The sequence below is a fragment of the Shewanella loihica PV-4 genome (assembly GCF_000016065.1).
Lineage (GTDB): Bacteria > Pseudomonadota > Gammaproteobacteria > Enterobacterales > Shewanellaceae > Shewanella > Shewanella loihica.
On record NC_009092.1, the window covers coordinates 3,936,435 to 3,959,392 of the forward strand.

Sequence of the window (22,958 nt, forward strand, 5' to 3'; positions counted from 1 at the left end):
TTTATGAAAAAATAATCAATATGACCACGCCTGCGGTCACTAAAGCACCACCCAACCTTTGTAAAACCCGTTGATTTTGGCTGGAAATTTCTTGCAAATATGCCCGCCAACGATTCGGAAATAAAAGCGGACCTATCCCTTCGATAATCAGCACTATGGCCAAAACCAGCATCAGGAGTTGGAATGTCATCTGGGTGTGTTTCCTGTAGCGAACAATTAGGGTTTAAAAATAGCAGAAAACAGCCATAAAAAAACCCAGCACAAGGCTGGGTTTTTCCAATCTTCGCAGCGTAATATTAACGCTTTGAGAATTGTGGCTTACGACGTGCTTTACGTAGACCGACTTTCTTACGCTCAACTTTACGAGCATCACGGGTAACGAAACCAGCGGCACGTAGAGATGGACGTAGAGCTTCATCAAGCTCCATCAGGGCACGAGTGATACCGTGACGGATTGCACCTGCTTGGCCAGTGATACCACCGCCCTTAACAGTTACATAGATGTCTAGCTTTTCAGTCATTTCAACTAGCTCTAGAGGTTGACGAACAACCATACGAGCAGTCTCACGACCAAAATATTCGTCAAGTGGACGTTGGTTCACGACGATGTTACCACTACCTACTTTAGCGAATACGCGAGCAGTAGATGTTTTGCGACGGCCAGTGCCGTAGTACTGAGTTGCAGACATTAGCTTACTCCCGGATTAGATATCAAGAACTTGTGGTTGTTGTGCAGCGTGGTTGTGCTCTGCGCCAGCGTAAACTTTCAGTTTACGGTACATGGCACGTCCTAGAGGACCTTTTGGCAACATACCTTTTACTGCTTTCTCGATAATCATTTCTGGCTTATGATCTTGCAGCTTATCGAAAGTAATCTGCTTGATACCACCTGGGAAACCAGAATGAGAGTAGTAAGTCTTAGCTGCTGCTTTGTTACCAGTTACAGTTACTTTCTCAGCATTGATAACGATGATGTAATCGCCAGTATCAACGTGAGGAGTGTATTCTGCCTTATGCTTGCCACGTAGACGACGAGCGATTTCAGTCGCGATACGACCTAAAGTTTTACCTTCAGCGTCAACAACGAACCATTCGCGCGTCACTGTTTCTGGTGTAGCAGTATATGTAGTCTTCATTTACAAAAACCCAATGTTTAAATTCTGTCTCAAATGCCATTATTTTTTAATAAATAACAACACAAAAAATGCCATTCTCCGCCCCTTCGAGCAAAGAATAAGGCTTTACAACTTCCGCCGTTTTAGCGGAGTAACGAGGGCAGGTCGCGAATTATAGACAAAGCTGAGTTAAAAATCACCTAATTTTTTCAGCTAATTTAAATGATTTACTCAGCTTAGGATCGATTTGGCGGCGAAAGGGCAAAAAGCGCCCTTTATCGGTTGAAACTCGCCCTATGGCAGGTGTTCTAGCGCCAGATAATCGTGAGACTGCATCTCGGTCAGGCGCGAGCGGCAGCGTCTGAATTCGAAACTCAGCAGCCCCTGGGTGTAGATCTCCTCCAGCGCCACCTCGGCCGAGATGATCAGCTTCACATGACGCTCGTAGAACTCATCCACCATGGCCAAGAAACGGCGGGCGATGTCATCTCCCGTGCTCTGGCTACCCATCTGCTCGACGCCGCTGAGTAATACGGTGTGATAGAGACATGCTAGCTCCATATAGTCGCGCTGGCTGCGGGGGCCGTCGCACAGGTCACGAAAATCGATCAGCAACACGCCCTGTGCCTGCTGACGTATGCCTATCTCGCGGCCATCGATATCTATGGCCTCGCGGGAGACCTCCGATTCGGGCGCCAGCTGCTGGAAGTAACTCAGCAGGTTTTTATCGGCCTGAGGATCCAGCGGATAATGGTAGATCTCCGCCTGCTCCAGGGTGCGCAGACGATAATCTATACCGCTGTCGACATTCAGCACCTGGCAGTGTTTGTTGATCAGCGCAATCGCCGGCAGGAAGCGCGCCCGCTGCAGGCCGTTACGATAGAGCTCATCGGGAATGATATTTGAGGTGGCGACCAGAGCTACCCCTTCGGCAAATAGCGCCTGAAACAGGGTGCCCAGCAACATGGCGTCTGTGATGTCGGAGACGAAGAACTCGTCGAAACAGATCACCTGATAACGCTCGGCCATCCGCTTGGCGATCACTAACAGGGGGTCTCGTTGCCCCTTGAGACCGTCGAGATCCAGATGGATCTGATGCATGAAACGGTGAAAGTGCGCCCTGAGCTTACGCTCGCCCGGCAGGGCATCATAGAAGGTGTCCATCAGATAGGTCTTGCCGCGCCCTACCCCGCCCCAGAGATACAAGCCTTGCACCTGAGGAGCTGGCTTAGCCAGGAAACCCAATAGTTTCGCCATCCCCGAGGGCTTTTGCTGCGCCGCCAGCAACTCATCATAGACACGTTGCAGGGCCTTGACCGCCTGCTCCTGAGCAGGGTCATAGGAAAAGTCATCACGTTGTAGATCGGCTTGATAATGCTGCCAGGGGGTGAGATGCGACACTGAAATTATTCTCTTCTATCCTTAATTCAACCGCCAGATGGTATCACGACAATCGATCCCAGGGTATATGTGGGCCAAGCTAAAACCTTGGCAGGTACAGACAAGCCTTAATGGGACGACCAGGGCTTTATCGCTCGCTAGTCGATGAAGACTAACGAAAAATTAACCTTTGTTAATCACCTGAACTTTATCGAGAAGGCGATAGTCGGATTGAGTAACACAGCATTATTTAATCACTTGATTTACGTCCGAGTAGCCTTATATCTACAGAGTCATAAGTTCATAATTGCAACATTGGAGTCATGAATAGATGAAAACGAAATTATCACTACTTTCCGCCGCACTGCTCGGCGCGAGCCTGATGGTTATGCCTGCCGTTTCTCAAGCCGCCATTCCACTGGCCGTCGAGGGGCAAGCGCTGCCCAGCTTGGCCCCCATGCTGGAGAAAACCACCCCAGCCGTGGTTGCCGTCGCCGTCTCTGGCACCCATGTCTCTAAGCAGCGTCTGCCCGATGCGTTCCGCTACTTCTTCGGCCCTAATGCTCCCAGAGAACAGGTGCAAGAGCGTCCCTTCAAGGGTCTGGGTTCGGGCGTCATCATAGATGCTAAGAAAGGCTATATCGTCACCAACAACCATGTGATCGAAGGCGCCGACGAGATCTTGATTGGCCTGCATGACGGCCGTGAGATCGAGGCCAAGCTTATCGGTACCGATGCCGAGTCAGACGTGGCCCTGCTACAGATAGAAGCCAAGAACCTGGTGGCCCTCAAGCGCGCCGACTCGGATGAACTCAAGGTGGGCGACTTTGCCGTGGCTATCGGTAACCCCTTCGGTTTAGGCCAAACGGTCACCTCGGGTATCGTCAGCGCCATGGGCCGCAGCGGCCTAGGTATCGAGATGCTGGAGAACTTCATTCAGACAGACGCCGCCATCAACAGCGGTAACTCGGGCGGCGCCCTGGTGAATCTCAACGGTGAGCTGATCGGCATCAACACCGCCATCGTCGCTCCGGGCGGCGGCAACGTGGGTATCGGCTTCGCGATTCCCGCCAACATGGTCAACAACCTAGTGGATCAACTGATCGAACACGGCGAGGTGCGCCGCGGCGTACTAGGTGTCAGTGGTCGTGACTTAGACAGCGAGCTGGCCCAGGGCTTCGGCTTGGATTCGCAGCACGGCGGCTTCGTCAATGAAGTCATGCCTGACAGCGCCGCCGACAAGGCGGGCATCAAGGCTGGGGATATCATAGTCAGCGTCAACGATAAGCCGATCAAATCCTTCCAGGAGCTGAGAGCCAAGATAGGCACCATGGGCGCCGGCGCCAAGGTGAAACTCGGTCTTATCCGCGACGGCGATGAGAAGACGGTCACCGCAGTATTAGGCGAGGCGAGCCAGCAGACAGAAACCGCGGCGGGCGCCGTACATCCAATGCTGGCGGGTGCCACCCTGGAGAACAATAAGAAGGGGGTCGAGATCACCGAGATCGCCCAAGGTTCTCCGGCAGCGGCCAGTGGCCTGCTTAAGGGCGATATCATAGTCGGGGTCAACCGTACCCGTATCGAAGATCTTAAGGAGCTCAAGGCGGAGCTGAAGGAGCAACACGGCGCCGTGGCCCTGAAACTGCTGCGCGGTGACAACAGCCTCTATCTGGTTCTGAGATAAGCCGCACTAGAGGCCATGACAGGGTTTACACACCCGTGTTGTGGCCTCTTTTATTTCTAGCTTATGCAGTTAGGCCAATAGTGCCCTATAAATAAACATGTTAATCTAACGCTACTTATCCCATAACACCTTAAATCATGACGCTTAAAGACACGGTAATTTACATCGCGAAAGCAGTTTTTTTCGGCCTCATCATGGCCGCCGTCTTTCTGGTCATCACCCCATGGATAACAGGCACTGCCAATCACGGTAACTTCTTCCAGAGCCGGGGACAAAACGGGATAGAACTCTCCTTCTCTCAGGCGGTGCGCCGCGCGGCACCCGCTGTGGTCAACATCTATAGTCTGAGCATAGATCAGAGCCGCCCGCTCAACTCGGGCTCCCTGCAAGGGCTGGGTTCAGGCGTGATCATGAGCAAAGAGGGCTACATACTCACCAACTATCACGTGGTTAAGAAGGCGGACGAGATAGTGGTCGCCCTGCAAGATGGCCGCAAGTTTACCTCAGAGGTGGTGGGGTCAGACTCTGTCACCGACCTGGCGGTGCTTAAGATAGAGGGCGATACCCTGCCCGTGGTGCCCATCAACTTAGACGTGCCGGCACAGGTGGGCGACGTGGTGCTAGCCATAGGCAACCCCTATAACCTGGGGCAGACCATCACCCAAGGGATCATCAGCGCCACCGGCCGTAACGGCCTGAGTTCTGGTTATCTGGACTTCCTGCAGACAGATGCCGCCATCAACGCGGGCAACTCGGGGGGCGCGCTTATCGACACCAGCGGCCGCCTGATCGGCATCAACACCGCCGCCTTCCAGATTGGTGGCGAAGGTGGTGGCCATGGCATTAACTTCGCCATCCCCATCAAGCTGGCCCACAGCATCATGGGTAAGCTGATCAAAGATGGCCGGGTGATCCGTGGTGCACTGGGGATCACAGGCGAGGCGATCAACCCAGTGATGGCGCAGATCCTTAACCTGCCGGATCTGACCGGTGTCATGGTCACAGGTGTAGATCATCAGGGACCGGCCGCCCAGGCTAAGCTGAGACCCAGAGACGTTATCACTAAGTTTAACGACGAAACCGTTCCCGGCGTCGAGATGCTGATGGATAGGATTGCCGAGACGCCACCCGGCACTCAGGTGACCATGACCATTATCCGCAGCGGCAAGTATTATGAGGTACCTGTCACCATAGGGGAAAACCTTGGCTCTGAGTAATTGCCTCTGAGTAACGGGCTCTGAATAATAGCGACCAAAGTCCGCAGACAAAAAAGCCAGCATTCGCTGGCTTTTCTTTTATCTATTCTCTCGTGATTGCGAAGTACTTGTTCCTCGCATTAGCTTGGGCTCTTAAATAGCCGCAACCAGAAACCACACTCGAGCAGCGCGCCGACGACCAGCAGGCTCAAGGCCCCCATGTGCATGCCCACGCCGTAACAGATCAGGGCGCCGATCAGCAGCCCCACTAACAACGCCATCCTTTTGCCATGTGCCATATACTCTCCTTAGCATATTCAAATTGGCCTACCCACCAATCATAAGCTTAGCCTATGTAAATTACCTGCATTATTTTGTGAGCAGTTGCGTCATCCATGCTTCAGGCACAAAAAAGCCACCCTAAGGTGGCTTTGTAAGATAAAGCTAGGCTTAGCTGACCCGTACGACTTCGCCGCCCAGGCCCTTAAACTTATCTTCGATATGCTCGTAGCCTCTATCGAGGTGATAGATACGATCTACCGTGGTCACCCCGTCGGCCACCAGGCCGGCAATCACCAGGCTCGCCGAGGCGCGCAGATCCGTCGCCATCACCTGAGCGCCGTTAAGCAGCTCACAACCCTTGATAATACAGGTATTGCCTTCCAGCTCCATGTTGGCGCCCATACGGATAAGCTCGGGCACATGCATGAAACGGTTCTCGAAGATGGTCTCGGTAATGGTCGCCGTACCTTCCGCCAGGGCATTAAGTACACAGAACTGCGCCTGCATGTCCGTCGGGAAACCTGGGTAAGGCATGGTCTTGATGTTGACCGCCTTGGGACGTTGGCCCTGCATGTCCAGCTCGATCCAATCTTCCCCCGTGGTGATGCTGGCGCCAGCATCTTCCAGCTTGGCGAGCACGGCCTCCAGGGTCTTAGGATCGGCATCGACACAACGTATCTTGCCCTTGGTTACCGCCGCGGCCACCAGGAAGCTACCTGTCTCGATACGGTCTGGCATCACGCGATATTCGCAGCCGCTAAGGGATTCGACACCCTGGATGCGAATGGTATCGCTACCTGCACCGCTAATCTTAGCGCCCATGGCGTTAAGGCAGTTGGCCAGATCGATAACTTCTGGCTCACGGGCCGCGTTCTCGATCACCGTCTCGCCATCGGCCAGGGCCGCCGCCATCAGCAGGTTCTCTGTGGCACCGACGCTGATCATGTCCATGAAGATATGGGCGCCCTTGAGACGACCATCGACGCGGGCCTTGATATAGCCCTCTTTCACTTCGATCTTCGCGCCCATCTGCTCCAGACCATGCAGGTGCAGGTTAACCGGGCGGGCGCCGATGGCGCAGCCACCGGGTAGAGAGACGTCGGCGGTGCCGTAGCGAGCCAGCAAGGGCCCCAAGATCAAGATAGAGGCGCGCATGGTCTTCACTAGCTCATAGGGCGCGCAGAACTCGTTGAGATGGGTGGTAGAGATGGTGATCTTACCCTCGTCGCTACGGCTCACCTCGGCACCAAGACAGCGCAGCAGCTCACAGCTGGTGTTGACGTCCCTCAGGTTAGGCACGTTGCTGACCACGAAGTCTGTCTCGGCCAGCACGCCGGCCATCAGGATCGGCAGGGCGGCGTTCTTGGCGCCAGAAATCACCACGTCACCGGCCAGTGCACCACTGGCCTGAATTGTTAATTTATCCACTATGAGTCTCTAGCCTTACATGTTGAAGATTTTTTCACGCTTCCACTGCGTAGGGGTAAAGGCGTTGATAGTGATGGCATGCAGCGCCCCACTGGTCACATGTTCCATCAAAGGGCCGTAGATCATCTGCTGTTGCTTCACGCGGCTCACACCGTCGAAACACTCACCGACGGCAACAATCTTATAGTGTGTCCCATCCTGGCTCACGTGTACTTCATCCAGTGTCAGCGCTTGGCTAAGCAGCTGTTCAATCTCATTACATTCCATAAACGGATAACCCTTTTATTTGGCTTCTTCGGTGAAGAAGTCTTGTAAATCATATAAATCTATTAACTTTTGCAGTTGCGCCGGCGGATTACAGAGCACCAGCGACTGACCCTTTTTCTGCTGCTCTGCCACCAGATGCAGCAGCAGGGCGACACCGGCGCTGTCGCTATAGGAGACGCCGGCAAGATCCAGTCGGTCACAGGCACCATCGAGTAGCGTCTCCAGCTTAGGCCAGAGCTCCACCACAGCCGCCTGAGACAGCTCGCCGCTGACTTGGCACTGCCCCGCCGCCTGGTTAAAGCTCAGCATTATAGCTTAGTCCCCTTGTTAACCAAGCTGATATGGTTATCTGTGTGGGTCTCCAGCTCTTTTATTACCGCATCTATGCCGTTTTGGCGGATCAGGTTAGTGATCTCCGCGCTCTTAGAGGAGAGCAGACTCACCCCTTCGGCCACCAAGTCGAACGCCTTCCAGGTATCGTCCTTCAAACGACGCACCCTGAAGATCAGCTTGATAGGCGGACGGCCCTGCTCGATGATCTGTACGTTGACATCTACCATCTTCTCACCGTCGAACCCCTTAGCCGGGGCAAACTCCACCTGCTGATCGGTATACTCGGTAAATGCCTGGGCATAAGTCGCGATCAGATAAGTCTTAAAGGCCTCGGCGAAACGCTCGCGCTGATCCGGCGTACTCTGACGCAGGTAGGGCCCCATCACCTTATAAGAGGCATACTTATAATCGATATAAGGCATCAACTCGTCAGAGACTATCACCTTAAGATGGTCTGGATTGGCCTGAATTGTGGCAATATCCTGATGAAAACGGGCAAAAGTCTTGTTGGCCACAGATTCCACCATGGCATAGGGGTCCTTGGTATTGACCGAGATCTCCTCGGCGCTAACGGCACCGCCGATCAGCAATAACATGGAGGAGAAGAGTATTTGCAACAACTGTTTCATATTCGTCCCTATTAATTTTCTTTAGACTTCATACTGTATAAGAACTGGCCGATGAGATCTTCGAGCACTAAGGCCGAGTGGGTATCGTCGATACGATCGCCATCTTTGAGCATGCCGATATCATCCATCACAAATCCTGGCGTCAGTCCCAAGAACTGCTCACCCAACAAACCCGAGGTGAGGATCGACAGGCTACTGGTCTCGGGGAACTGATCGTATTGATTGTCCATGGCCAGCTCGACCACGGCCACCAGTTCCTCAGGATCTAGGCTGATGTTCGTCACCCTGCCGACCACCACGCCACCCACCTTGACCGGTGAGCGCACCTTGAGGCCACCTATGTTGGTGAACTTGGCATACAGTGTGTAGTGGCTCTGGCCAGGCTTCACCTCGACATTGGCCACGTTGAACACCAACACCAGAAAGGCCATCAGGCCCGACAGAATAAACAAGCCAACTAATAGTTCAATTTTTCGAGTCAACATACTCAATTACCACTCAGTTCTATACATACCACGATGGCAAATATATAGGTTTATCCATAAACAAAATTTAATCAGCGGCCAAACATCATGGCCGTCAACAGGAAGTCCAGCGCCAATACCGCCAAGCTGGACTGCACCACGGTTTGGGTGGTCGCCCGGCTGATCCCCTCGGGATTGGGGATCACATGATAGCCGCGATACAGGGCTATCCAAGTCACCACTACGGCAAATACCAGGCTCTTGATCAGACAGTTCACTATGTCCTGACGCCACTCTACCGAGGCCTGCAGGATAGACCAGAAGCTACCGCTGTCGATCCCCTTCCATTCCACCCCGACCAGATGGCCGCCATAGATGCCCACGGCGGTAAACATCAGAGCCAGTAACGGCAGGCTGATCACCCCGGCCCAGAAGCGCGGCGCGATCACCTGACGCAGGGGATCGATAGCCATCATCTCCAGGCTGGAGAGCTGCTCGGTGCTCTTCATCAAACCTATCTCGGCGGTGAGCGCCGAGCCGGCGCGTCCGGCAAACAGCAGCGCGGTCACCACGGGCCCCAGCTCACGCAGCAGACTGAGCGCCACCATGGGCCCCAGGCTGTCTTCAGTGCCGAAACCCACCAAAATATTATAGCCCTGCAACGCCAGCACCATACCGATGAAGAGGCCGGAGACCAGGATGATCACCATGGACTGCACGCCAATCACGTACAGCTGCTTGATCAGCAGAGGCGTGCCCTTGCGCACCCTGGGTATCTTGGCGATGGCGCCCCACAACATGAGTCCGGCACGTCCCAGGCCGGTGACACTATCGATCGCACCACGACCTAAGCGGGCGATTTGATCAATCACGCTCACCTAACATCTCCTTCTGGTAATCCTGGGCGGGAAAATGAAATGGCACGGGCCCGTCGGGCTCGCCGCCGATAAACTGTTTCAACTTAGGGTTGTCTGCCGCCTTCAGTTCGGCAGGCGTGCCGTGGGCGATCACCTTCTTGTCGGCCAGCACATAGACATAGTCGGCGATCCCCAGCACCTCTTGCACGTCATGGGACACCACCACAGAGGTGAGGCTCAGCGCATCACTCAGCTCACGGATCAGCTTCACCAGCACCCCCATGGAGATGGGGTCCTGTCCGGCGAAGGGCTCATCATAGAGCACCAACTCTGGCTCCAGGGCGATGGCGCGGGCCAGGGCCGCACGTCTCTGCATACCGCCGGAGAGCTCGCTCGGCATCATCTGCGCCGCGCCTCTGAGCCCCACGGCTTCGAGCTTCATCAGTACGATGCGGCGAATGATCGCCTCGGGCAGGTCCGAGTGTTCCCGCAGGGCGAAGGCGACGTTGTCGAACACATTCATGTCGGTAAACAGGGCGCCGCTCTGAAACAGCATACTCATGCGTTTGCGCAGGGCAAACAGCTCGCTGCGATTGCATTTATGCACGTCAACGCCATCGACCTTGATGACCCCTGAGTCCGGCCGCAGCTGACCACCGATCAGCTTGAGTAGGGTGGTCTTGCCTATGCCACTGGGTCCCATGATGGCGGTCACCTTCCCCCTGGGGATGGTGAGACTGACGTCGTCATAGATAACATGGGTGCCACGACTGAAGCCCAGATGGCTAATCTCCACCAATGGCTGCACGTGTTCCATCGGCGCTTGTTCCATCGGCTTAGTCTCACCCTTGGCTTGGCTGTCATGACTTAACGATTGATGACTCATAACGGGACCTAATGCGTTCCATGGTTAGGCGGCAGGAAAAGAGGCAAATTGTACGAAATTGACGGATTGTGCACAACTGAATCGACACTATCTTTGCGCAATACTTTCAATTTTGTTCAAATCCAGCGAAAATGCGCGGCAGACTCTTAAACAAAAAGATTTTCGATGCTATTTAATATTTTCTTACTGATTGCTGGTTTGGGTGCCCTTGTCTGGAGTGCCGACAAATTTGTCTTCGGCGCCGCGGCATTCGCCCGTAATCTCGGCCTGCCGCCCATGTTAATTGGCCTCACCATAGTCGCCATGGGCAGCTCGGCCCCGGAAATGTTTGTGGCAGCCACCGCCTCCCTCGAAGGCATGACAGACACCGCCATAGGGAATGTCCTGGGCTCCAACGTCGCCAATATCACGCTGATCCTGGGGATCACCGCCCTGTTAGGCGCAATCTCGGTAAGCTCACAGACACTCAAGCGAGAAATCCCTATGATGCTAGGCGCCACGGCGCTGGCGGGCTATTTCCTTCACGATGGCCAGCTGACCCGCGTCGAGGGACTGGTGCTGATGGCACTCTTCTTCGCCCTCATGGGGTATCTGATCTGGCATGCGATCGTCAACAAGGAGAAAGATCCCCTGATCGACGAGGCCGAGAGCGAGGTGCCTAAAGATGTGCCTACGCCTAAGGCGATCCTCTGGCTGGTGATTGGCTTAGTGTTGCTGCCCCTGTCTGCCGACTGGATGGTGCAGGGCGCCGTGGGTATCGCCAAGGCCTTCCATATGTCAGACTTAGTCATAGGCCTGACCATTATCGCCGTCGGCACCAGCCTGCCTGAGTTGGCGGCCTGTGTGGCCGGCGTGCTGAAGAAAGAGGACGACCTTGCCATAGGCAACGTGGTCGGCTCGAACCTGTTTAACATTCTTGCGGTACTGGCGCTACCCGCCCTTATCGCCCCAGGCGCAGTAGATGCCGCCGCCAGCAGTCGCGACTTTTACATGGTGATGGCAACCAGCGTTGCCCTGGCCATACTGATTTTATTAACCGGCAAGGCCCGCCAACTACGCCCCTGGCATGGCGGTGTGTTATTAGCGACTTTTATCGCGTACCAAGTCACACTTTTCCTATCCTAATAACGTTTAGGCCGACAAAATAGAGAGAACAAGATGGTAGATGCAGATCAATTACGTCAATGGGGACGCAAGGTTATCGATACCGAGCGCAACGCGCTGGACAACCTGTATCAATATGTCGACTCGAGTGAATTTGCCAAGGCCTGCCAACTGATCCTCGCCTGCACCGGCAAGGTGATCGTGATGGGCATGGGCAAATCCGGCCACATAGGTAACAAGATCTCGGCCACCCTGGCCAGCACAGGCACCCCAGCCTTCTTCGTCCACCCCGGCGAGGCCAGCCATGGCGACCTGGGCGTACTGAGCGAGAACGATATCGTACTCGCCATCTCCAACTCGGGCGAGGCCAGCGAAATTTTAACCCTGATGCCTGTGATCAAGCGTATGGGGCTGCCCGTCATCGCGGTGACGGGCAAGCCTGAGTCCAACATGGCCAAGCATTCGGTCGTTCATCTGTGTATCGAGGTACCGGAAGAAGCCTGCCCGCTCGGACTGGCGCCCACTTCGAGCACCACGGCGACACTCGTCATGGGCGATGCCCTGGCGGTGGCCCTGCTGCAGGCCAGAGGCTTCACCAAAGATGATTTCGCCCTCTCCCACCCCGGTGGCAGCCTGGGACGCAAGCTGCTGCTCAAGGTGAGCGACGTGATGCACAAGGGTGACGACTTGCCTCTGGTGGCAGAAGATATCTGCATCACTGAGGCCCTATATGAGATCTCCAAGAAGGGGCTCGGCATGACAGGCGTAGTCAACAGCCAGGGCATGCTGGTGGGTATCTTCACCGACGGCGACCTGCGCCGGGTGATCGACGCCGAGATCAACCTGCGCAAGACCTCCATCTCAGAGGTAATGACCCATGGCTGCGTCACCGTTAGCGAAGGCATCTTAGCCGCCCAGGCCCTCAAGGTGATGGACGAGAAGGAGATCAACGGCCTGATTGTCACCGACGAGCAGCAGAAGCCGATTGGTGCGCTCAATATGCTGGACATGGTCAAGGCGGGGGTGATCTAACATGGCACATCAAGGTTTTTACGGCCCGATAACCGACGCAGTCTGGCAGAAGGCTAAACAGATCAAACTCTTGATCTGCGACGTCGACGGCGTCTTCTCCGATGGCTTAGTCTATATGAGCAATTCGGGCGACGAACTCAAGACCTTCCATACCCGCGACGGCTATGGCGTCCGCTCGCTGCTGACCAGCGATATTCCGGTGGCCATCATCACGGGGCGTAAGTCGCAGATAGTGGAAGATCGCATGACGGCCCTGGGTATCACCCACATCTACCAGGGCGTCGACAACAAGCTCGAGCCTTATCAGGAGCTGCTTAACCTCTATAAGGTGAGGCCTGAGGAAGTTGCCTATATTGGCGATGACATGGTGGATCTGCCCGTGATGGAGCAGGTTGGCCTGTCTGTCTGCGTGGCCGACGGTCATCCCTATGTACGCCAACACGCCGACATGGTTACCCATATCAAGGGCGGCCACGGCGCATTGCGTGAATTGACGGATCTCATCCTGCTCAGCCAGGATAAGTTTGCCTCGGCCCACGGAATGAGCATATGAACAGAGTCACGCTGGCGATCATCGCCTTCTTCGGCACAGCACTGATCCTTTATTGGCAGGTTCAGTCGAAAAAGGGCAGCGAAGAGCTGGCCCTGGATAATGTCGATCGTCCCGACTACATAGTCCGGGATCTCAAGAGCGTGCAATACAATGATGAGGGTGGCATCAACAGCCGGGTATCGGCCAGTCACATGGAGCATTACGCCGAGCGCAACCAGACCTACTTTACCCAGCCCATCTATCTGGTCTACCCCGACAACGGCGATGCCCAGTGGCGCCTGAGATCCACCAAGGGCACACTGGACAAAAATAGCGGACGGGTCACCCTGGAAAATAATGTTATCATTGACGCCATTAGCCCAGAGGAACCGATTCAGACCATAGAGACCACCTATCTGGAGCTGGATCTCAATACTATGATTATGACATCCGACAGAAGCATTCGGATCACAGGGCGTGATTTCCTCATCACGGGGGAAGGCTTATATGCCGATCTCAACGCCCAAAATATCAAACTGACGAGTCAGGTAGAAGGAACATATGAAACTAAATAGCCTTATTCTTGCGGGCCTGCTGCCCCTGGTCAGTGTTGGCGCCTATGCCAAGGTGAACGACCTGCTGCAAGAGGTTAAGATCTCTGCCGCCAGCCAGGAAGCCGACATTAAGAACAACCAGATCATCTTCCACGGTCCGGTCGAGGTCACCCAAGGCTCAATCAAGATATTGGCCAGTGAACTACGCGCCTTCAGCAAAGAGAAGAACAGCGGCAAGATACTGATCGCCACCGGCAACCCGGCCACCTACTCGCAGGTGATGGAAGATGGCCGTCCCGCCTCGGCCAGCGCCAAGGAGATCCGCTACGAGCTTTCCAGCCGCACCCTGACGCTCATTGGCGACGCCACCCTGGAACAGGAAGGCAGCCAGGTCACGGGGTCGCAGATCCGCTACAACATAGAACAGCAACAGCTGATCGCCGAGAGCACAGGCAAAGACAGAGTGATCACTATCATTCAGCCTGAGAACTATCAGGAACAGATCCAGCCAGAGCAGAAGCCCGAGAAGAAACCAGAACAGGAAAAACAATGACAGACCTGATCTTGAAGGCGGAGAACCTCGCCAAGAGCTATAAGAGTCGTGCCGTTGTCCAAGACGTGAGCCTCACGGTCAAGACCGGGCAAATCGTCGGCCTGCTGGGGCCAAACGGCGCCGGCAAGACCACCACCTTTTACATGGTCGTCGGCCTGGTACAGAGCGACAAGGGCCGCATCTTTATCGACGATGACGACCTGACGCTAGACCCAATGCACCTACGCGCCCGCAAAGGCATAGGCTACCTGCCTCAGGAAGCCAGCATCTTCCGTAAGCTCTCGGTGCGGGACAACATCATGGCCGTGCTCCAGACCCGCAGCGATCTTAATAACGATGGCCGCGAAGAGGAGCTGGAACACCTGCTGGAAGAGTTTCACATCACCCATATCCGTGACAGCCACGGCATGGCGCTCTCGGGCGGTGAACGTCGCCGGGTGGAGATCGCCAGGGCCCTAGCCGCCAACCCTAAGTTTATTCTTCTCGACGAGCCGTTCGCCGGGGTCGATCCCATCTCGGTAATCGACATCAAGAAGATCATCGAACAGCTCAAGAATCGCGGCCTGGGGGTGTTGATCACCGACCATAACGTGCGCGAGACATTAGACGTCTGCGAGAAAGCCTATATCGTCAGCCATGGTAATCTGATCGCCGAGGGCACACCCGCCGAAATCTTAGACAACCAGCAAGTACGAGCAGTGTACTTAGGTGAACAATTCAAGCTATAGTTAATCTTATAATGGGGCCACAGAGGAAAAACCACGCGTTAATTGTGGCCTTAGGAACTATCCGATATATTTGTCCGGCACATATAGCCAGAGCTTTCTCATTTTATAATTAGAAACAAGGGAATAGCAGTACGATGAAAGCGTCACTTCAGCTCAAAATGGGTCAGCATCTCACCATGACGCCCCAGCTACAACAGGCCATACGTCTGTTGCAGTTGTCGTCATTAGAGTTGCAGCAGGAGATCCAGCAGGCATTAGAATCCAACCCGCTACTGGAGTTGGATGAAGAGCAGGAGAGCGCCAGCATCGAGCTGCAAGACGATGGCGTCACCGACAGCTTCGACAACAAGTACGACGACAAGATAGAGCTGGATTCGAGCCAGGATAACTCAGGGGTCGAGACCTCTGATGCCCTGACTCAAGACTCTATGCCAGACGAGCTGCCGGTGGATACCACCTGGGATGAGGTCTACACCGCCTCACCAAACTCAAGCTCGGGCGCCATGCGCGACGACGACATGCCTTTTCAGGGCGAGACCAGCGAAGGTCTGTATGAACACCTGGAATGGCAGAAGAACCTGACCCCTTTTTCCGATAACGACCTGGCCATCGCTACCGCCATCATCGACGCTATCGACGAGCGCGGTTACCTGACCCAGACCTGCGAAGATATTCTCGAGGCCATGGGCGACCCAGAGATCGAACTCGACGAGGTCGAAGCGGTGCTCAAGCGAGTACAACACTTCGACCCTATTGGCGTGGCGGCCCGTGATCTCAGCGAATGTCTGACCATTCAGCTGGCCCAATACAGCGACGATACCCCGCACATCGCCAACGCCCGCATGCTGATCAAGGAGCACCTGGATCTCATCGCCGGACGCGACTTCCGTCTGCTGATGCGCAAAACCAAGCTCAAGGAAGATGAGCTGAGGGATGCCATCGCCCTTATTCAGACCCTGAATCCCCGTCCCGGTCTCGCCATCACCGCCAGCCGCGACGAGTACGTGATCCCGGATGTGACCGTCACCAAGAAGAAGGGACGCTGGGTAGTCGAGCTCAACCCAGACAGCATGCCTAAGATCAACGTCAACCAGCAGTATGCCGCCATGGCCCGCAGCACTAAGAGTCAGGCGGATGGCCAGTTTATTCGCGGCCACCTGCAGGAAGCCAAATGGTTCCTCAAGAGCCTGGAGAGTCGCAACGAGACCCTGCTCAAGGTGACCAACTGTATCGTCGACTTCCAGCAAGGCTTCTTCGAATTTGGCGAAGAGGCGATGAAGCCCATGGTACTGAACGACATCGCCGAGGCGGTGGAGATGCATGAATCCACCATCTCACGTGTGACCACGCAAAAATATATGCATACCCCGAGAGGGATCTTCGAGCTTAAATACTTCTTCTCCAGTCACGTCGGTACCGACGATGGCGGAGAGTGCTCTTCAACAGCAATACGTGCCTTCATTAAGAAGCTGGTTGCTGCGGAAAACCAGAAAAAGCCATTGAGCGACAGCAAGATGGCTCAACTCTTGGCCGAACAGGGGATTAAGGTGGCTAGACGCACCATTGCCAAGTATCGCGAGGCAATGCTTATACCGCCCTCGAATCAGCGCAAGAGCTTATAAAACAAACCTGGAAACTGGAGGACTATCTTTATGCAAATAAACCTGACTGGGCACCATATCGAGATCACCCAATCTCTACGAAGCTACATCGAAGAGAAATTCACAAAGCTTGAACGTCATTTCGATCAGATCAATAATGTGCACGTTGTATTAAATGTCGAAAAGTTGCAACAGAAGGTTGAGGCAAAGTTACATCTCCGTGGCGGAGAAGTGTTCGCAACATCCGAACATGCGGACATGTATGCCGCGATAGACTCCCTGATTGACAAACTCGATCGTCAGGTCATTAAACACAAAGAGAAGCTTACTAAACATTAACGATGGAACTGAGTACCATCCTGCGGCCGGAGTGCACCACCTGCGCCACTCCGGGCAGTAAGAAAAAGGTACTGGAGCTTATCAGCGACTTAGCCGCTGTCCAGTACCCCACCCTCTCCTCTCAAGAAATATTTGAAAGCCTTCTGGCTCGAGAGAAAATGGGCAGCACAGGTATAGGCAATGGTATCGCGATTCCTCACGGACGGCTGACTAACATAGATCAACCCGTGGCCGTACTGGTGAAATGTGCTGAACCAATCGCATTCGATGCCATTGACAATCAGCCCGTCGATATCCTTTTTGCGTTATTGGTGCCCGCAGATCAATGCGAGCAACATCTTAGCACCCTGGCCGCTATGGCCGAGAAGCTCAATGATAAGGCGATCATGAAGCAGCTAAGAAAGACCCAAGATGAATCCGAACTCTATCAGGTGATCACCCAATGAAATTGGTTTTGGTATCCGGACGCTCAGGATCGGGAAAATCCGTCGCACTCAGGGTCCTAGAAGATCTAGGCTACTACTGTGTCGACAATCTGCCCTTGCAGATGATGGAGTCCCTGCTGGAGCAGCTCAAGGGGCGCAGCGATCTCGTGGCCATCAGCGTCGATGTGCGCAACATGCCCAGCGAAGAGATCCAGCTGGAAAAGCAGCTGGCCAAGCTCCCCAAAGATACCGAAATCTTAAGTTTCTTCCTGAACTCAAGCGACAATGTACTGCTCAAGCGCTACAGCGAGACCCGCAGGCTACATCCGCTGTCGCGCTCTAAGGTCTCCCTCAAGGAGGCAATTCAGCTCGAGGGCAAGCTGCTCGACCCCATAGCTAAACTGGTGGATCACTATATCGACACCTCTAACCTCAACATCTATGAGTTGAGCGACAAGGTGCGCGAGATCCTGCTGGGCACGGTCGACAAGGAGCTGGTGATCAACTTCGAGTCCTTCGGCTTTAAATATGGCATGCCGACCGAAGCCGACTTCATGTTTGACGTGCGCTTCCTACCCAATCCCCATTGGGAAACTGAGCTGAGGCCACTGACTGGCCTGGATGAGCCAGTGCAGCAGTTTCTGAGTCAGCAGCCACTGGTCAACAAGTTCATCTGGCAGATCGAAAACCTGCTGGAGACCTGGTTACCACACCTGGAGCGCAACAACCGCAGCTACCTCACCATCGCCATCGGCTGCACCGGCGGCCAACACAGATCTGTCTATGTGACCGACCAGCTCGCCAAGCTGTTCAACAAGGGCAAGCATAAGGTTCAGGCGCGCCATAGAGAGCTAAAGCATGACTAAGTTGGCTCGCGAGCTGACCATCTGCAACAAGTTGGGCCTGCACGCCAGAGCGGCGACCAAACTGGCTGTGCTCGCTGCCAAGTTCGACGCCGAGGTCACCCTGATCCAGGGCGATAAACAGGCCTCAGCCGCCAGTGTACTCGGCCTCCTGATGCTCGAAACCGGCATGGGTAAAACCATCACCATCACCAGCGAAGGCAAAGATGCCCAGGCGGCCCTGGATGCCATCAGCGCCCTTATTGACGCCAAATTCGATGAGGCCGTATAATCGGCTCGCTTTGCGGTGCCCGCTTAATTTCGTCCTATACTTATCATAGACTTACAAGCCTACCACCCAAGCCGTTCAATCAACTGCCAAAGGAGGAGCTATGCCGATCGAAGTGTTAGATAGTGAAACCACAGATCAACGCCTTAATCAGCTCACTCAAGCCTTAGGCAGCGGCATGTTTGTCCATGTGCGCAGCATGCTGCACGACATGGCCGCCTCAGATATCGCCTTCATCCTGGAATCCTCTCCGCCGCGCACCCGTCAGGTGCTCTGGCAACTGATCGATCAGCAGCACACGGGGGAGATCCTCGACGAGCTGGGCGAAGAACTCAAAGATACCCTGATCACCCAGATGAGCCCCGAGCGCGTCGCCAAGGCAGCCGAAGGCATGGACACGGACGATCTGGCCTACATACTGCGTAGTCTGCCCGACAGCGTCTTCAATCAGGTGTTGCAGTCGATGACGGCGCAAGACAGAGCCAGGGTGGAGCAAGCCCTTTCCTACCCGGAAGACACCGCCGGCAGTATCATGAACACGGATACGGTCACCGTGCGCCCCGATGTCACCATAGACGTGATCCTGCGTTACCTGAGGATCCGCGGCGAGCTGCCCGATGCCACCGATACCCTCTATGTGGTGGATAAGCGCGACAGCCTGCTGGGCGGTGTGCGCATTACCGACCTGCTGACCTGCGACCCCAATGCCTCGGTGCGGGAGATCATGAACGACGATCTCGAAGGGATCCCCGTGGGCATGGATGACGGCGAGGTCGCCCAGCTGTTCGAGCGTCACGACTGGGTCTCGGCCCCCGTGGTCGAAGAGGAGACCAACCGTCTGCTGGGGCGTATCACCATCGATGATATCGTCGACGTGATCCGTGAAGACGCCGAACACTCCATGATGGGGATGGCGGGGATGGACGACGACACAGATACCTTCGGCCCTGTGGTCAAGAGTACCCTGAGACGCTCCCTCTGGCTGACCATCAACTTGTTTGCGGCCCTGCTGGCCGCCTCGGTCAGCAACATGTTCGAGAACACCCTGGAGCAGTTTGCCACCATCGCCATCTTGATGACCATAGTCCCCAGTATGGGTGGCGTCGCCGGCAACCAGACCCTGGCGCTGGTGATCCGCGGTATCGCCCTGGGGCAGATAGGCCAGAGTAACTCCCGCTGGCTGATCGGCAAGGAGCTGGCCATCGGCTTTCTCAACGGCCTGCTCTGGTCCATGCTGGTGTTTGCCGCCGTCTGGCTGTGGAAGGGCGACATCGCCCTGGGCGGACTGATCGGCGGCGCCATGCTGATCAACATGACGGTGGCCGGTCTGGCCGGCGCCTGTATCCCACTGCTGCTGAAGAAGTTTAACGTCGATCCCGCACTGGCCGGTGGCATGGTGCTGACCACAGTCACTGATGTGATCGGCCTGTTCGCCTTCCTCGGCCTGGCGACCCTGTTCCTGCTAAATTGATCAGTAAGCGCATCCCAAAGCCCAATCGGATGCGCTTGAATTTCAATGTTATCGACATCTTTTTCACGCTAGGATAGGTAGAGTCATCCGGCCAGAGAACTGTCATGCAAAATACTCAAATACTCATCATAGAAGATAATGCCGATGTCGCCGGTGTCCTGGGAGACTATCTCGAATCCCAAGGAGCTCAGGTGGATTATGCCAGCAATGGCGAGCTCGGCCTGCGCCTCGCCACCGAAGGGCACTTCGACGCCATAGTGCTGGATCTCATGCTGCCCAAGATGGACGGCTACGCCGTGGCCAAGGCCCTACGTCAGCAGGGCTCCAGCGTGCCCATATTGATGCTGACGGCGCTGGACGACAAACAAGATCTGCTGCAAGGCTTTCATAGTGGCGCCGACGACTATCTGACTAAGCCGTTCGATCTCGATGAGCTGCACGTGCGACTGCTGGCGTTGATCAAGCGTCAGCTCGGGCGCGTCGCCCAGGGCTGTCAGCAGTGCGGGCCGCTCACCCTCAACATCGCCGAGCACACCGCCTACCGCGATGGCAAGAAGCTGCAGCTGACCCCAAGCTGCTATCAGATCCTGCACCTGCTGATCTCCCGCGCCCCCAACGTGGTGAAGAGAGAGGAGATAGTACAGCACCTGTGGGGAGAAGAACCGCCCAACAGCGACATCTTGCGCAGCCACATGTACCAGCTGAGAAATCAGGTGGATAAACCCTTCGACACCCCCATCATACTCACCGTGCCTAAGATAGGCTTCCGGTTAGACGTGAACCAATAGAGGCCCAACAGGTGCAAAAAACCGCCAAGAGTCTGACTCGCAAGCTAAGTTTCTACTTCGGGGGGATCGCCCTTTTGGTGGCCGCCATCCTCTACCTGCTCAGTATATTTATCCTCTACTGGGTCGAAGATGAGCTCAACCGCCGCAGTCTGGAGCAGATAGCGCCTAGCGCTATGGCGGCATTCGAGCAGGGCGCCGAGTCGCCGCTGGTGTTGAGCACCACTATAGTGGCCTATAACGATGCCGCCAGCTTACCCGATGAATATCAGGGCATTATCGATCTGCCCGTCGGTTTTCTCGATGAGCTGCACGACACCTTCAAGGAAGATATCTTCATCTTTCGCGGCCAATATGGCGAAGGCGAGGCGACACATCCCCTGATTCTGGTGATGAATGCCGAGCAGGTAGAGCTGAGCCGCAACGAGTGGAATAACATCAGCCTGGTGATCCTGGCCGTCACCCTGATGCTGTTTGCCCTGTTCGGCTTTGCCATCACATTGCTCACCCGCAGGCTGATCGCGCCCATTCGCGCCATCAGCGAGCAGCTCGAGGATTCGGAGGGCGACCAGAGCTTTAGAGTCTCCAAGGATGCCACCCAGGAATTTCATGCCCTCACCGCCAGCCTCAACCATTATCAGCAGCAGATCGCCCTGCTGATCCGCCGGGAACAGGCCTTCTCCCGCTACGCCAGCCATGAACTGAGAACTCCGCTGACCATTATTCAGGGGGCCAGCCGTCTGCTGGAACAGGAGGGCAAACCCGAGTTTATGCAGCGACAACGAGGCCGTATCGCCAAGGCCGCCAGCAATATGCAGCACATCATAGACGCGCTACTTAGCCTGGTGAAACAGGAGAAGGGGCTGAGTTCACCCGACCTCAGGCCGCTACAGGAGAAAGAGCTAAAGCAGATCCTTGCCGAGGTCGAACCGCTGGCGAGCCAGAAACAGATCCAATTAGGCCTCACCCTAGATGCCACGCCGCAGATAGCCCCCAGCGAGGCGGTACTGCGCATGTTACTGATCAACTTGCTCAATAACGCCATCAACGCCAGCGACAGCGGCTGTATCGCCATCAGCGTCGACGATGAGGGGATCTCGGTGAAAGATCAGGGCCGCGGCATGAGCAGCAGCGACACTCGCCCTCAGGGCCATGGCTTAGGGCTGGAGATAGTCGAGGCCCTGTGTCAGCGTTATCAGTGGCGTTTTAGCCTCAGCAATTGCGACAAGGGCTGCATCGCCAGATTGCACTTTCCTGCATCAACCCATGCCTCCTGATGGTGCAAGATAGGTGCTGAGCCGAGTAATCACTCACTCAAGACCCAGTTTTCCGCCTGTCATCTAATTGGCATAAGTTTCGCTTATCCTAGCGCGGTCACGCACTAGGAGGCTTTCCCTTGTTTTCACTCAAGACACAATGGCACACCAATGACACAGACGCCTTTTGGCAACCTCAATTTGACGGGGAACCAAGCCATGAAGAAGCGCCTTACCCGCACCCTCTAGGCGGTCATCCACAACGGGGCGCGATAGATGCGCGGCTAAATGCGCTAGGTAGGGAAGAGATAGGCCAGAGCCAGCAGCTCAGCCTGAATCGGGAAATCATGACTCTGGTCGCCGAGCAGGCCAGGTTATCGCTCAACTAGGCTTTCAAGCTCAACAAAATGGTTAAGCTCGGCCACCGGCGAATCAATAGCGCGGCGAAAAGGCGCTAGGATAGTACGCCGCTAACGGGAACGCGGCGTAATATTGGAGAGGCTATCGAAGAATCTCTGCCTCTGCTTCTCGGCATCGAAGCGGCGCACCATCTGCCACTCCTGATACAGGGCAATTGCAAACCCTATGACCACCACCAACAAGCATCCGGCTCCCAGGTAGGTGATGATATTTACTGCGACATCTGCTCCTGCAGAACTGCTGGCGCTGCCAAAACCTATCATACACAACCCTTACACTTAGTCTCTGGGTGACCAGGAGTCACCTTCGACCTCAGAGTAGCGATGAAAAATTAAACAAAACTTAAGCCAGTCAGCCCCCTCGAGAGGGGGTTACGTTAGTGAGAGCTAACTCACTGAAGCAGAGCGGGTTATTACCAACCAATCGAGCGCGGCTTAATTGCGACAAAGTGTATCACCAGGTCCTAGCCACCTTGCCGTCACCGACACAACTGGCAAAACAGCCAA

The 22,958-nt window shown here is 55.1% G+C and carries 30 protein-coding genes; 17 read left to right on the forward strand and 13 right to left on the reverse strand.

Features of this window, described 5'->3' with window-relative positions; genetic code table 11:
- Position 1 precedes the first annotated feature (1 nt).
- The 4 genes from SHEW_RS17035 to zapE form a co-directional block, all read right to left on the reverse strand.
- On the reverse strand, positions 2 to 190 hold the full coding sequence (locus SHEW_RS17035) for a DUF2065 domain-containing protein (RefSeq protein WP_011867088.1): 189 nt from the start codon (positions 188 to 190) through the stop codon (positions 2 to 4).
- A gap of 106 nt (positions 191 to 296) precedes the next feature.
- Positions 297 to 689, reverse strand: a complete 393-nt coding sequence (gene rpsI / locus SHEW_RS17040) for a 30S ribosomal protein S9 (RefSeq protein WP_011867089.1) — start codon at positions 687 to 689, stop codon at positions 297 to 299.
- A 15-nt stretch (positions 690 to 704) separates the two neighbouring features.
- Positions 705 to 1,136 carry a 50S ribosomal protein L13 gene (rplM, locus tag SHEW_RS17045; RefSeq protein ID WP_011867090.1) on the reverse strand — a complete coding sequence of 144 codons (432 nt, stop codon included), beginning with the start codon at positions 1,134 to 1,136 and terminating at the stop codon, positions 705 to 707.
- Positions 1,137 to 1,409: 273 nt separating this feature from the next.
- Positions 1,410 to 2,516: a cell division protein ZapE gene (gene zapE / locus SHEW_RS17050; RefSeq protein WP_011867091.1), complete on the reverse strand. Its 1,107-nt coding sequence runs from the start codon at positions 2,514 to 2,516 to the stop codon at positions 1,410 to 1,412.
- 310 nt (positions 2,517 to 2,826) lie between these two features.
- Here zapE and degQ point away from each other — a divergent pair, with 310 nt between their 5' ends.
- Both degQ and degS read left to right on the forward strand, forming a co-directional pair.
- Positions 2,827 to 4,179, forward strand: a complete 1,353-nt coding sequence (degQ, locus tag SHEW_RS17055; protein ID WP_011867092.1) for a Do family serine endopeptidase DegQ — start codon at positions 2,827 to 2,829, stop codon at positions 4,177 to 4,179.
- A gap of 137 nt (positions 4,180 to 4,316) precedes the next feature.
- Positions 4,317 to 5,396, forward strand: coding sequence for an outer membrane-stress sensor serine endopeptidase DegS (gene degS, locus SHEW_RS17060; RefSeq protein ID WP_011867093.1), 1,080 nt, complete (start codon positions 4,317 to 4,319; stop codon positions 5,394 to 5,396).
- A gap of 119 nt (positions 5,397 to 5,515) precedes the next feature.
- On the opposite strand, the gene SHEW_RS20860 is transcribed toward degS, so the two are convergent.
- The 8 genes from SHEW_RS20860 to SHEW_RS17095 all read right to left on the reverse strand — a co-directional run bounded on the left by SHEW_RS20860 (position 5,516) and on the right by SHEW_RS17095 (position 10,452).
- Positions 5,516 to 5,674, reverse strand: coding sequence for a hypothetical protein (locus SHEW_RS20860; protein ID WP_190272399.1), 159 nt, complete (start codon positions 5,672 to 5,674; stop codon positions 5,516 to 5,518).
- A gap of 151 nt (positions 5,675 to 5,825) precedes the next feature.
- Positions 5,826 to 7,085 (reverse strand): UDP-N-acetylglucosamine 1-carboxyvinyltransferase, encoded by a 1,260-nt coding sequence (murA, locus tag SHEW_RS17065; protein ID WP_011867094.1) that lies wholly within the window; start codon positions 7,083 to 7,085, stop codon positions 5,826 to 5,828.
- Positions 7,086 to 7,100: 15 nt separating this feature from the next.
- Positions 7,101 to 7,352 (reverse strand): BolA family protein, encoded by a 252-nt coding sequence (locus SHEW_RS17070; protein WP_011867095.1) that lies wholly within the window; start codon positions 7,350 to 7,352, stop codon positions 7,101 to 7,103.
- A 15-nt stretch (positions 7,353 to 7,367) separates the two neighbouring features.
- Positions 7,368 to 7,661 carry an STAS domain-containing protein gene (locus SHEW_RS17075; protein ID WP_011867096.1) on the reverse strand — a complete coding sequence of 98 codons (294 nt, stop codon included), beginning with the start codon at positions 7,659 to 7,661 and terminating at the stop codon, positions 7,368 to 7,370.
- The gene (locus SHEW_RS17080) at positions 7,661 to 8,314 is read right to left on the reverse strand and encodes an MlaC/ttg2D family ABC transporter substrate-binding protein (protein WP_011867097.1); all 654 of its coding nucleotides are present in this window, start codon (positions 8,312 to 8,314) and stop codon (positions 7,661 to 7,663) included. Before SHEW_RS17080 ends, SHEW_RS17075 begins: the two co-directional genes overlap by 1 nt.
- Positions 8,315 to 8,325: 11 nt before the next feature.
- The gene (mlaD, locus tag SHEW_RS17085) at positions 8,326 to 8,799 is read right to left on the reverse strand and encodes an outer membrane lipid asymmetry maintenance protein MlaD (protein ID WP_011867098.1); all 474 of its coding nucleotides are present in this window, start codon (positions 8,797 to 8,799) and stop codon (positions 8,326 to 8,328) included.
- A gap of 71 nt (positions 8,800 to 8,870) precedes the next feature.
- Complete coding sequence (mlaE, locus tag SHEW_RS17090; RefSeq protein ID WP_011867099.1) at positions 8,871 to 9,656, reverse strand: lipid asymmetry maintenance ABC transporter permease subunit MlaE; 786 nt, start codon at positions 9,654 to 9,656, stop codon at positions 8,871 to 8,873.
- Complete coding sequence (locus tag SHEW_RS17095) at positions 9,643 to 10,452, reverse strand: ATP-binding cassette domain-containing protein (RefSeq protein ID WP_086023639.1); 810 nt, start codon at positions 10,450 to 10,452, stop codon at positions 9,643 to 9,645. Before SHEW_RS17095 ends, mlaE begins: the two co-directional genes overlap by 14 nt.
- Before the next feature lie 234 nt (positions 10,453 to 10,686).
- Between SHEW_RS17095 and SHEW_RS17100 the strand changes: the two genes are divergently transcribed.
- The 15 genes from SHEW_RS17100 to SHEW_RS17170 all read left to right on the forward strand — a co-directional run bounded on the left by SHEW_RS17100 (position 10,687) and on the right by SHEW_RS17170 (position 22,421).
- A complete protein-coding gene (locus SHEW_RS17100) occupies positions 10,687 to 11,646 on the forward strand; it encodes a calcium/sodium antiporter (protein ID WP_011867101.1) in 960 nt (319 codons plus the stop codon).
- 33 nt (positions 11,647 to 11,679) lie between these two features.
- Positions 11,680 to 12,657 (forward strand): KpsF/GutQ family sugar-phosphate isomerase, encoded by a 978-nt coding sequence (locus SHEW_RS17105; protein ID WP_011867102.1) that lies wholly within the window; start codon positions 11,680 to 11,682, stop codon positions 12,655 to 12,657.
- A 1-nt stretch (position 12,658) separates the two neighbouring features.
- Positions 12,659 to 13,210, forward strand: a complete 552-nt coding sequence (kdsC, locus tag SHEW_RS17110) for a 3-deoxy-manno-octulosonate-8-phosphatase KdsC (protein WP_011867103.1) — start codon at positions 12,659 to 12,661, stop codon at positions 13,208 to 13,210.
- Positions 13,207 to 13,764 carry an LPS export ABC transporter periplasmic protein LptC gene (lptC, locus tag SHEW_RS17115; protein WP_011867104.1) on the forward strand — a complete coding sequence of 186 codons (558 nt, stop codon included), beginning with the start codon at positions 13,207 to 13,209 and terminating at the stop codon, positions 13,762 to 13,764. Before kdsC ends, lptC begins: the two co-directional genes overlap by 4 nt.
- Positions 13,751 to 14,296, forward strand: a complete 546-nt coding sequence (gene lptA / locus SHEW_RS17120) for a lipopolysaccharide transport periplasmic protein LptA (RefSeq protein ID WP_011867105.1) — start codon at positions 13,751 to 13,753, stop codon at positions 14,294 to 14,296. Before lptC ends, lptA begins: the two co-directional genes overlap by 14 nt.
- On the forward strand, positions 14,293 to 15,024 hold the full coding sequence (gene lptB / locus SHEW_RS17125; RefSeq protein WP_011867106.1) for an LPS export ABC transporter ATP-binding protein: 732 nt from the start codon (positions 14,293 to 14,295) through the stop codon (positions 15,022 to 15,024). Before lptA ends, lptB begins: the two co-directional genes overlap by 4 nt.
- Before the next feature lie 134 nt (positions 15,025 to 15,158).
- Entirely contained in the window at positions 15,159 to 16,646 is a 1,488-nt protein-coding gene (locus SHEW_RS17130; protein ID WP_011867107.1) for an RNA polymerase factor sigma-54, read from the forward strand.
- 30 nt (positions 16,647 to 16,676) lie between these two features.
- Positions 16,677 to 16,964 (forward strand): ribosome hibernation promoting factor, encoded by a 288-nt coding sequence (hpf, locus tag SHEW_RS17135; RefSeq protein WP_011867108.1) that lies wholly within the window; start codon positions 16,677 to 16,679, stop codon positions 16,962 to 16,964.
- 2 nt (positions 16,965 to 16,966) lie between these two features.
- On the forward strand, positions 16,967 to 17,410 hold the full coding sequence (gene ptsN / locus SHEW_RS17140) for a PTS IIA-like nitrogen regulatory protein PtsN (protein WP_011867109.1): 444 nt from the start codon (positions 16,967 to 16,969) through the stop codon (positions 17,408 to 17,410).
- A complete protein-coding gene (gene rapZ / locus SHEW_RS17145) occupies positions 17,407 to 18,255 on the forward strand; it encodes an RNase adapter RapZ (protein ID WP_011867110.1) in 849 nt (282 codons plus the stop codon). Before ptsN ends, rapZ begins: the two co-directional genes overlap by 4 nt.
- The gene (locus tag SHEW_RS17150; protein WP_011867111.1) at positions 18,248 to 18,523 is read left to right on the forward strand and encodes an HPr family phosphocarrier protein; all 276 of its coding nucleotides are present in this window, start codon (positions 18,248 to 18,250) and stop codon (positions 18,521 to 18,523) included. Before rapZ ends, SHEW_RS17150 begins: the two co-directional genes overlap by 8 nt.
- 100 nt (positions 18,524 to 18,623) lie before the next feature.
- Positions 18,624 to 19,991, forward strand: a complete 1,368-nt coding sequence (mgtE, locus tag SHEW_RS17155) for a magnesium transporter (RefSeq protein WP_011867112.1) — start codon at positions 18,624 to 18,626, stop codon at positions 19,989 to 19,991.
- Between the two features lie 104 nt (positions 19,992 to 20,095).
- Positions 20,096 to 20,779, forward strand: coding sequence for a response regulator transcription factor (locus SHEW_RS17160; RefSeq protein WP_011867113.1), 684 nt, complete (start codon positions 20,096 to 20,098; stop codon positions 20,777 to 20,779).
- Positions 20,780 to 20,790: 11 nt separating this feature from the next.
- Entirely contained in the window at positions 20,791 to 22,053 is a 1,263-nt protein-coding gene (locus tag SHEW_RS17165) for a sensor histidine kinase (protein WP_011867114.1), read from the forward strand.
- Positions 22,054 to 22,172: 119 nt separating this feature from the next.
- A complete protein-coding gene (locus SHEW_RS17170; protein WP_011867115.1) occupies positions 22,173 to 22,421 on the forward strand; it encodes a hypothetical protein in 249 nt (82 codons plus the stop codon).
- 81 nt (positions 22,422 to 22,502) lie between these two features.
- Here the strand turns inward: SHEW_RS17170 and SHEW_RS17175 are convergent, their stop codons facing one another.
- Positions 22,503 to 22,715, reverse strand: coding sequence for a hypothetical protein (locus tag SHEW_RS17175; protein ID WP_041406740.1), 213 nt, complete (start codon positions 22,713 to 22,715; stop codon positions 22,503 to 22,505).
- Positions 22,716 to 22,958 lie beyond the last annotated feature (243 nt).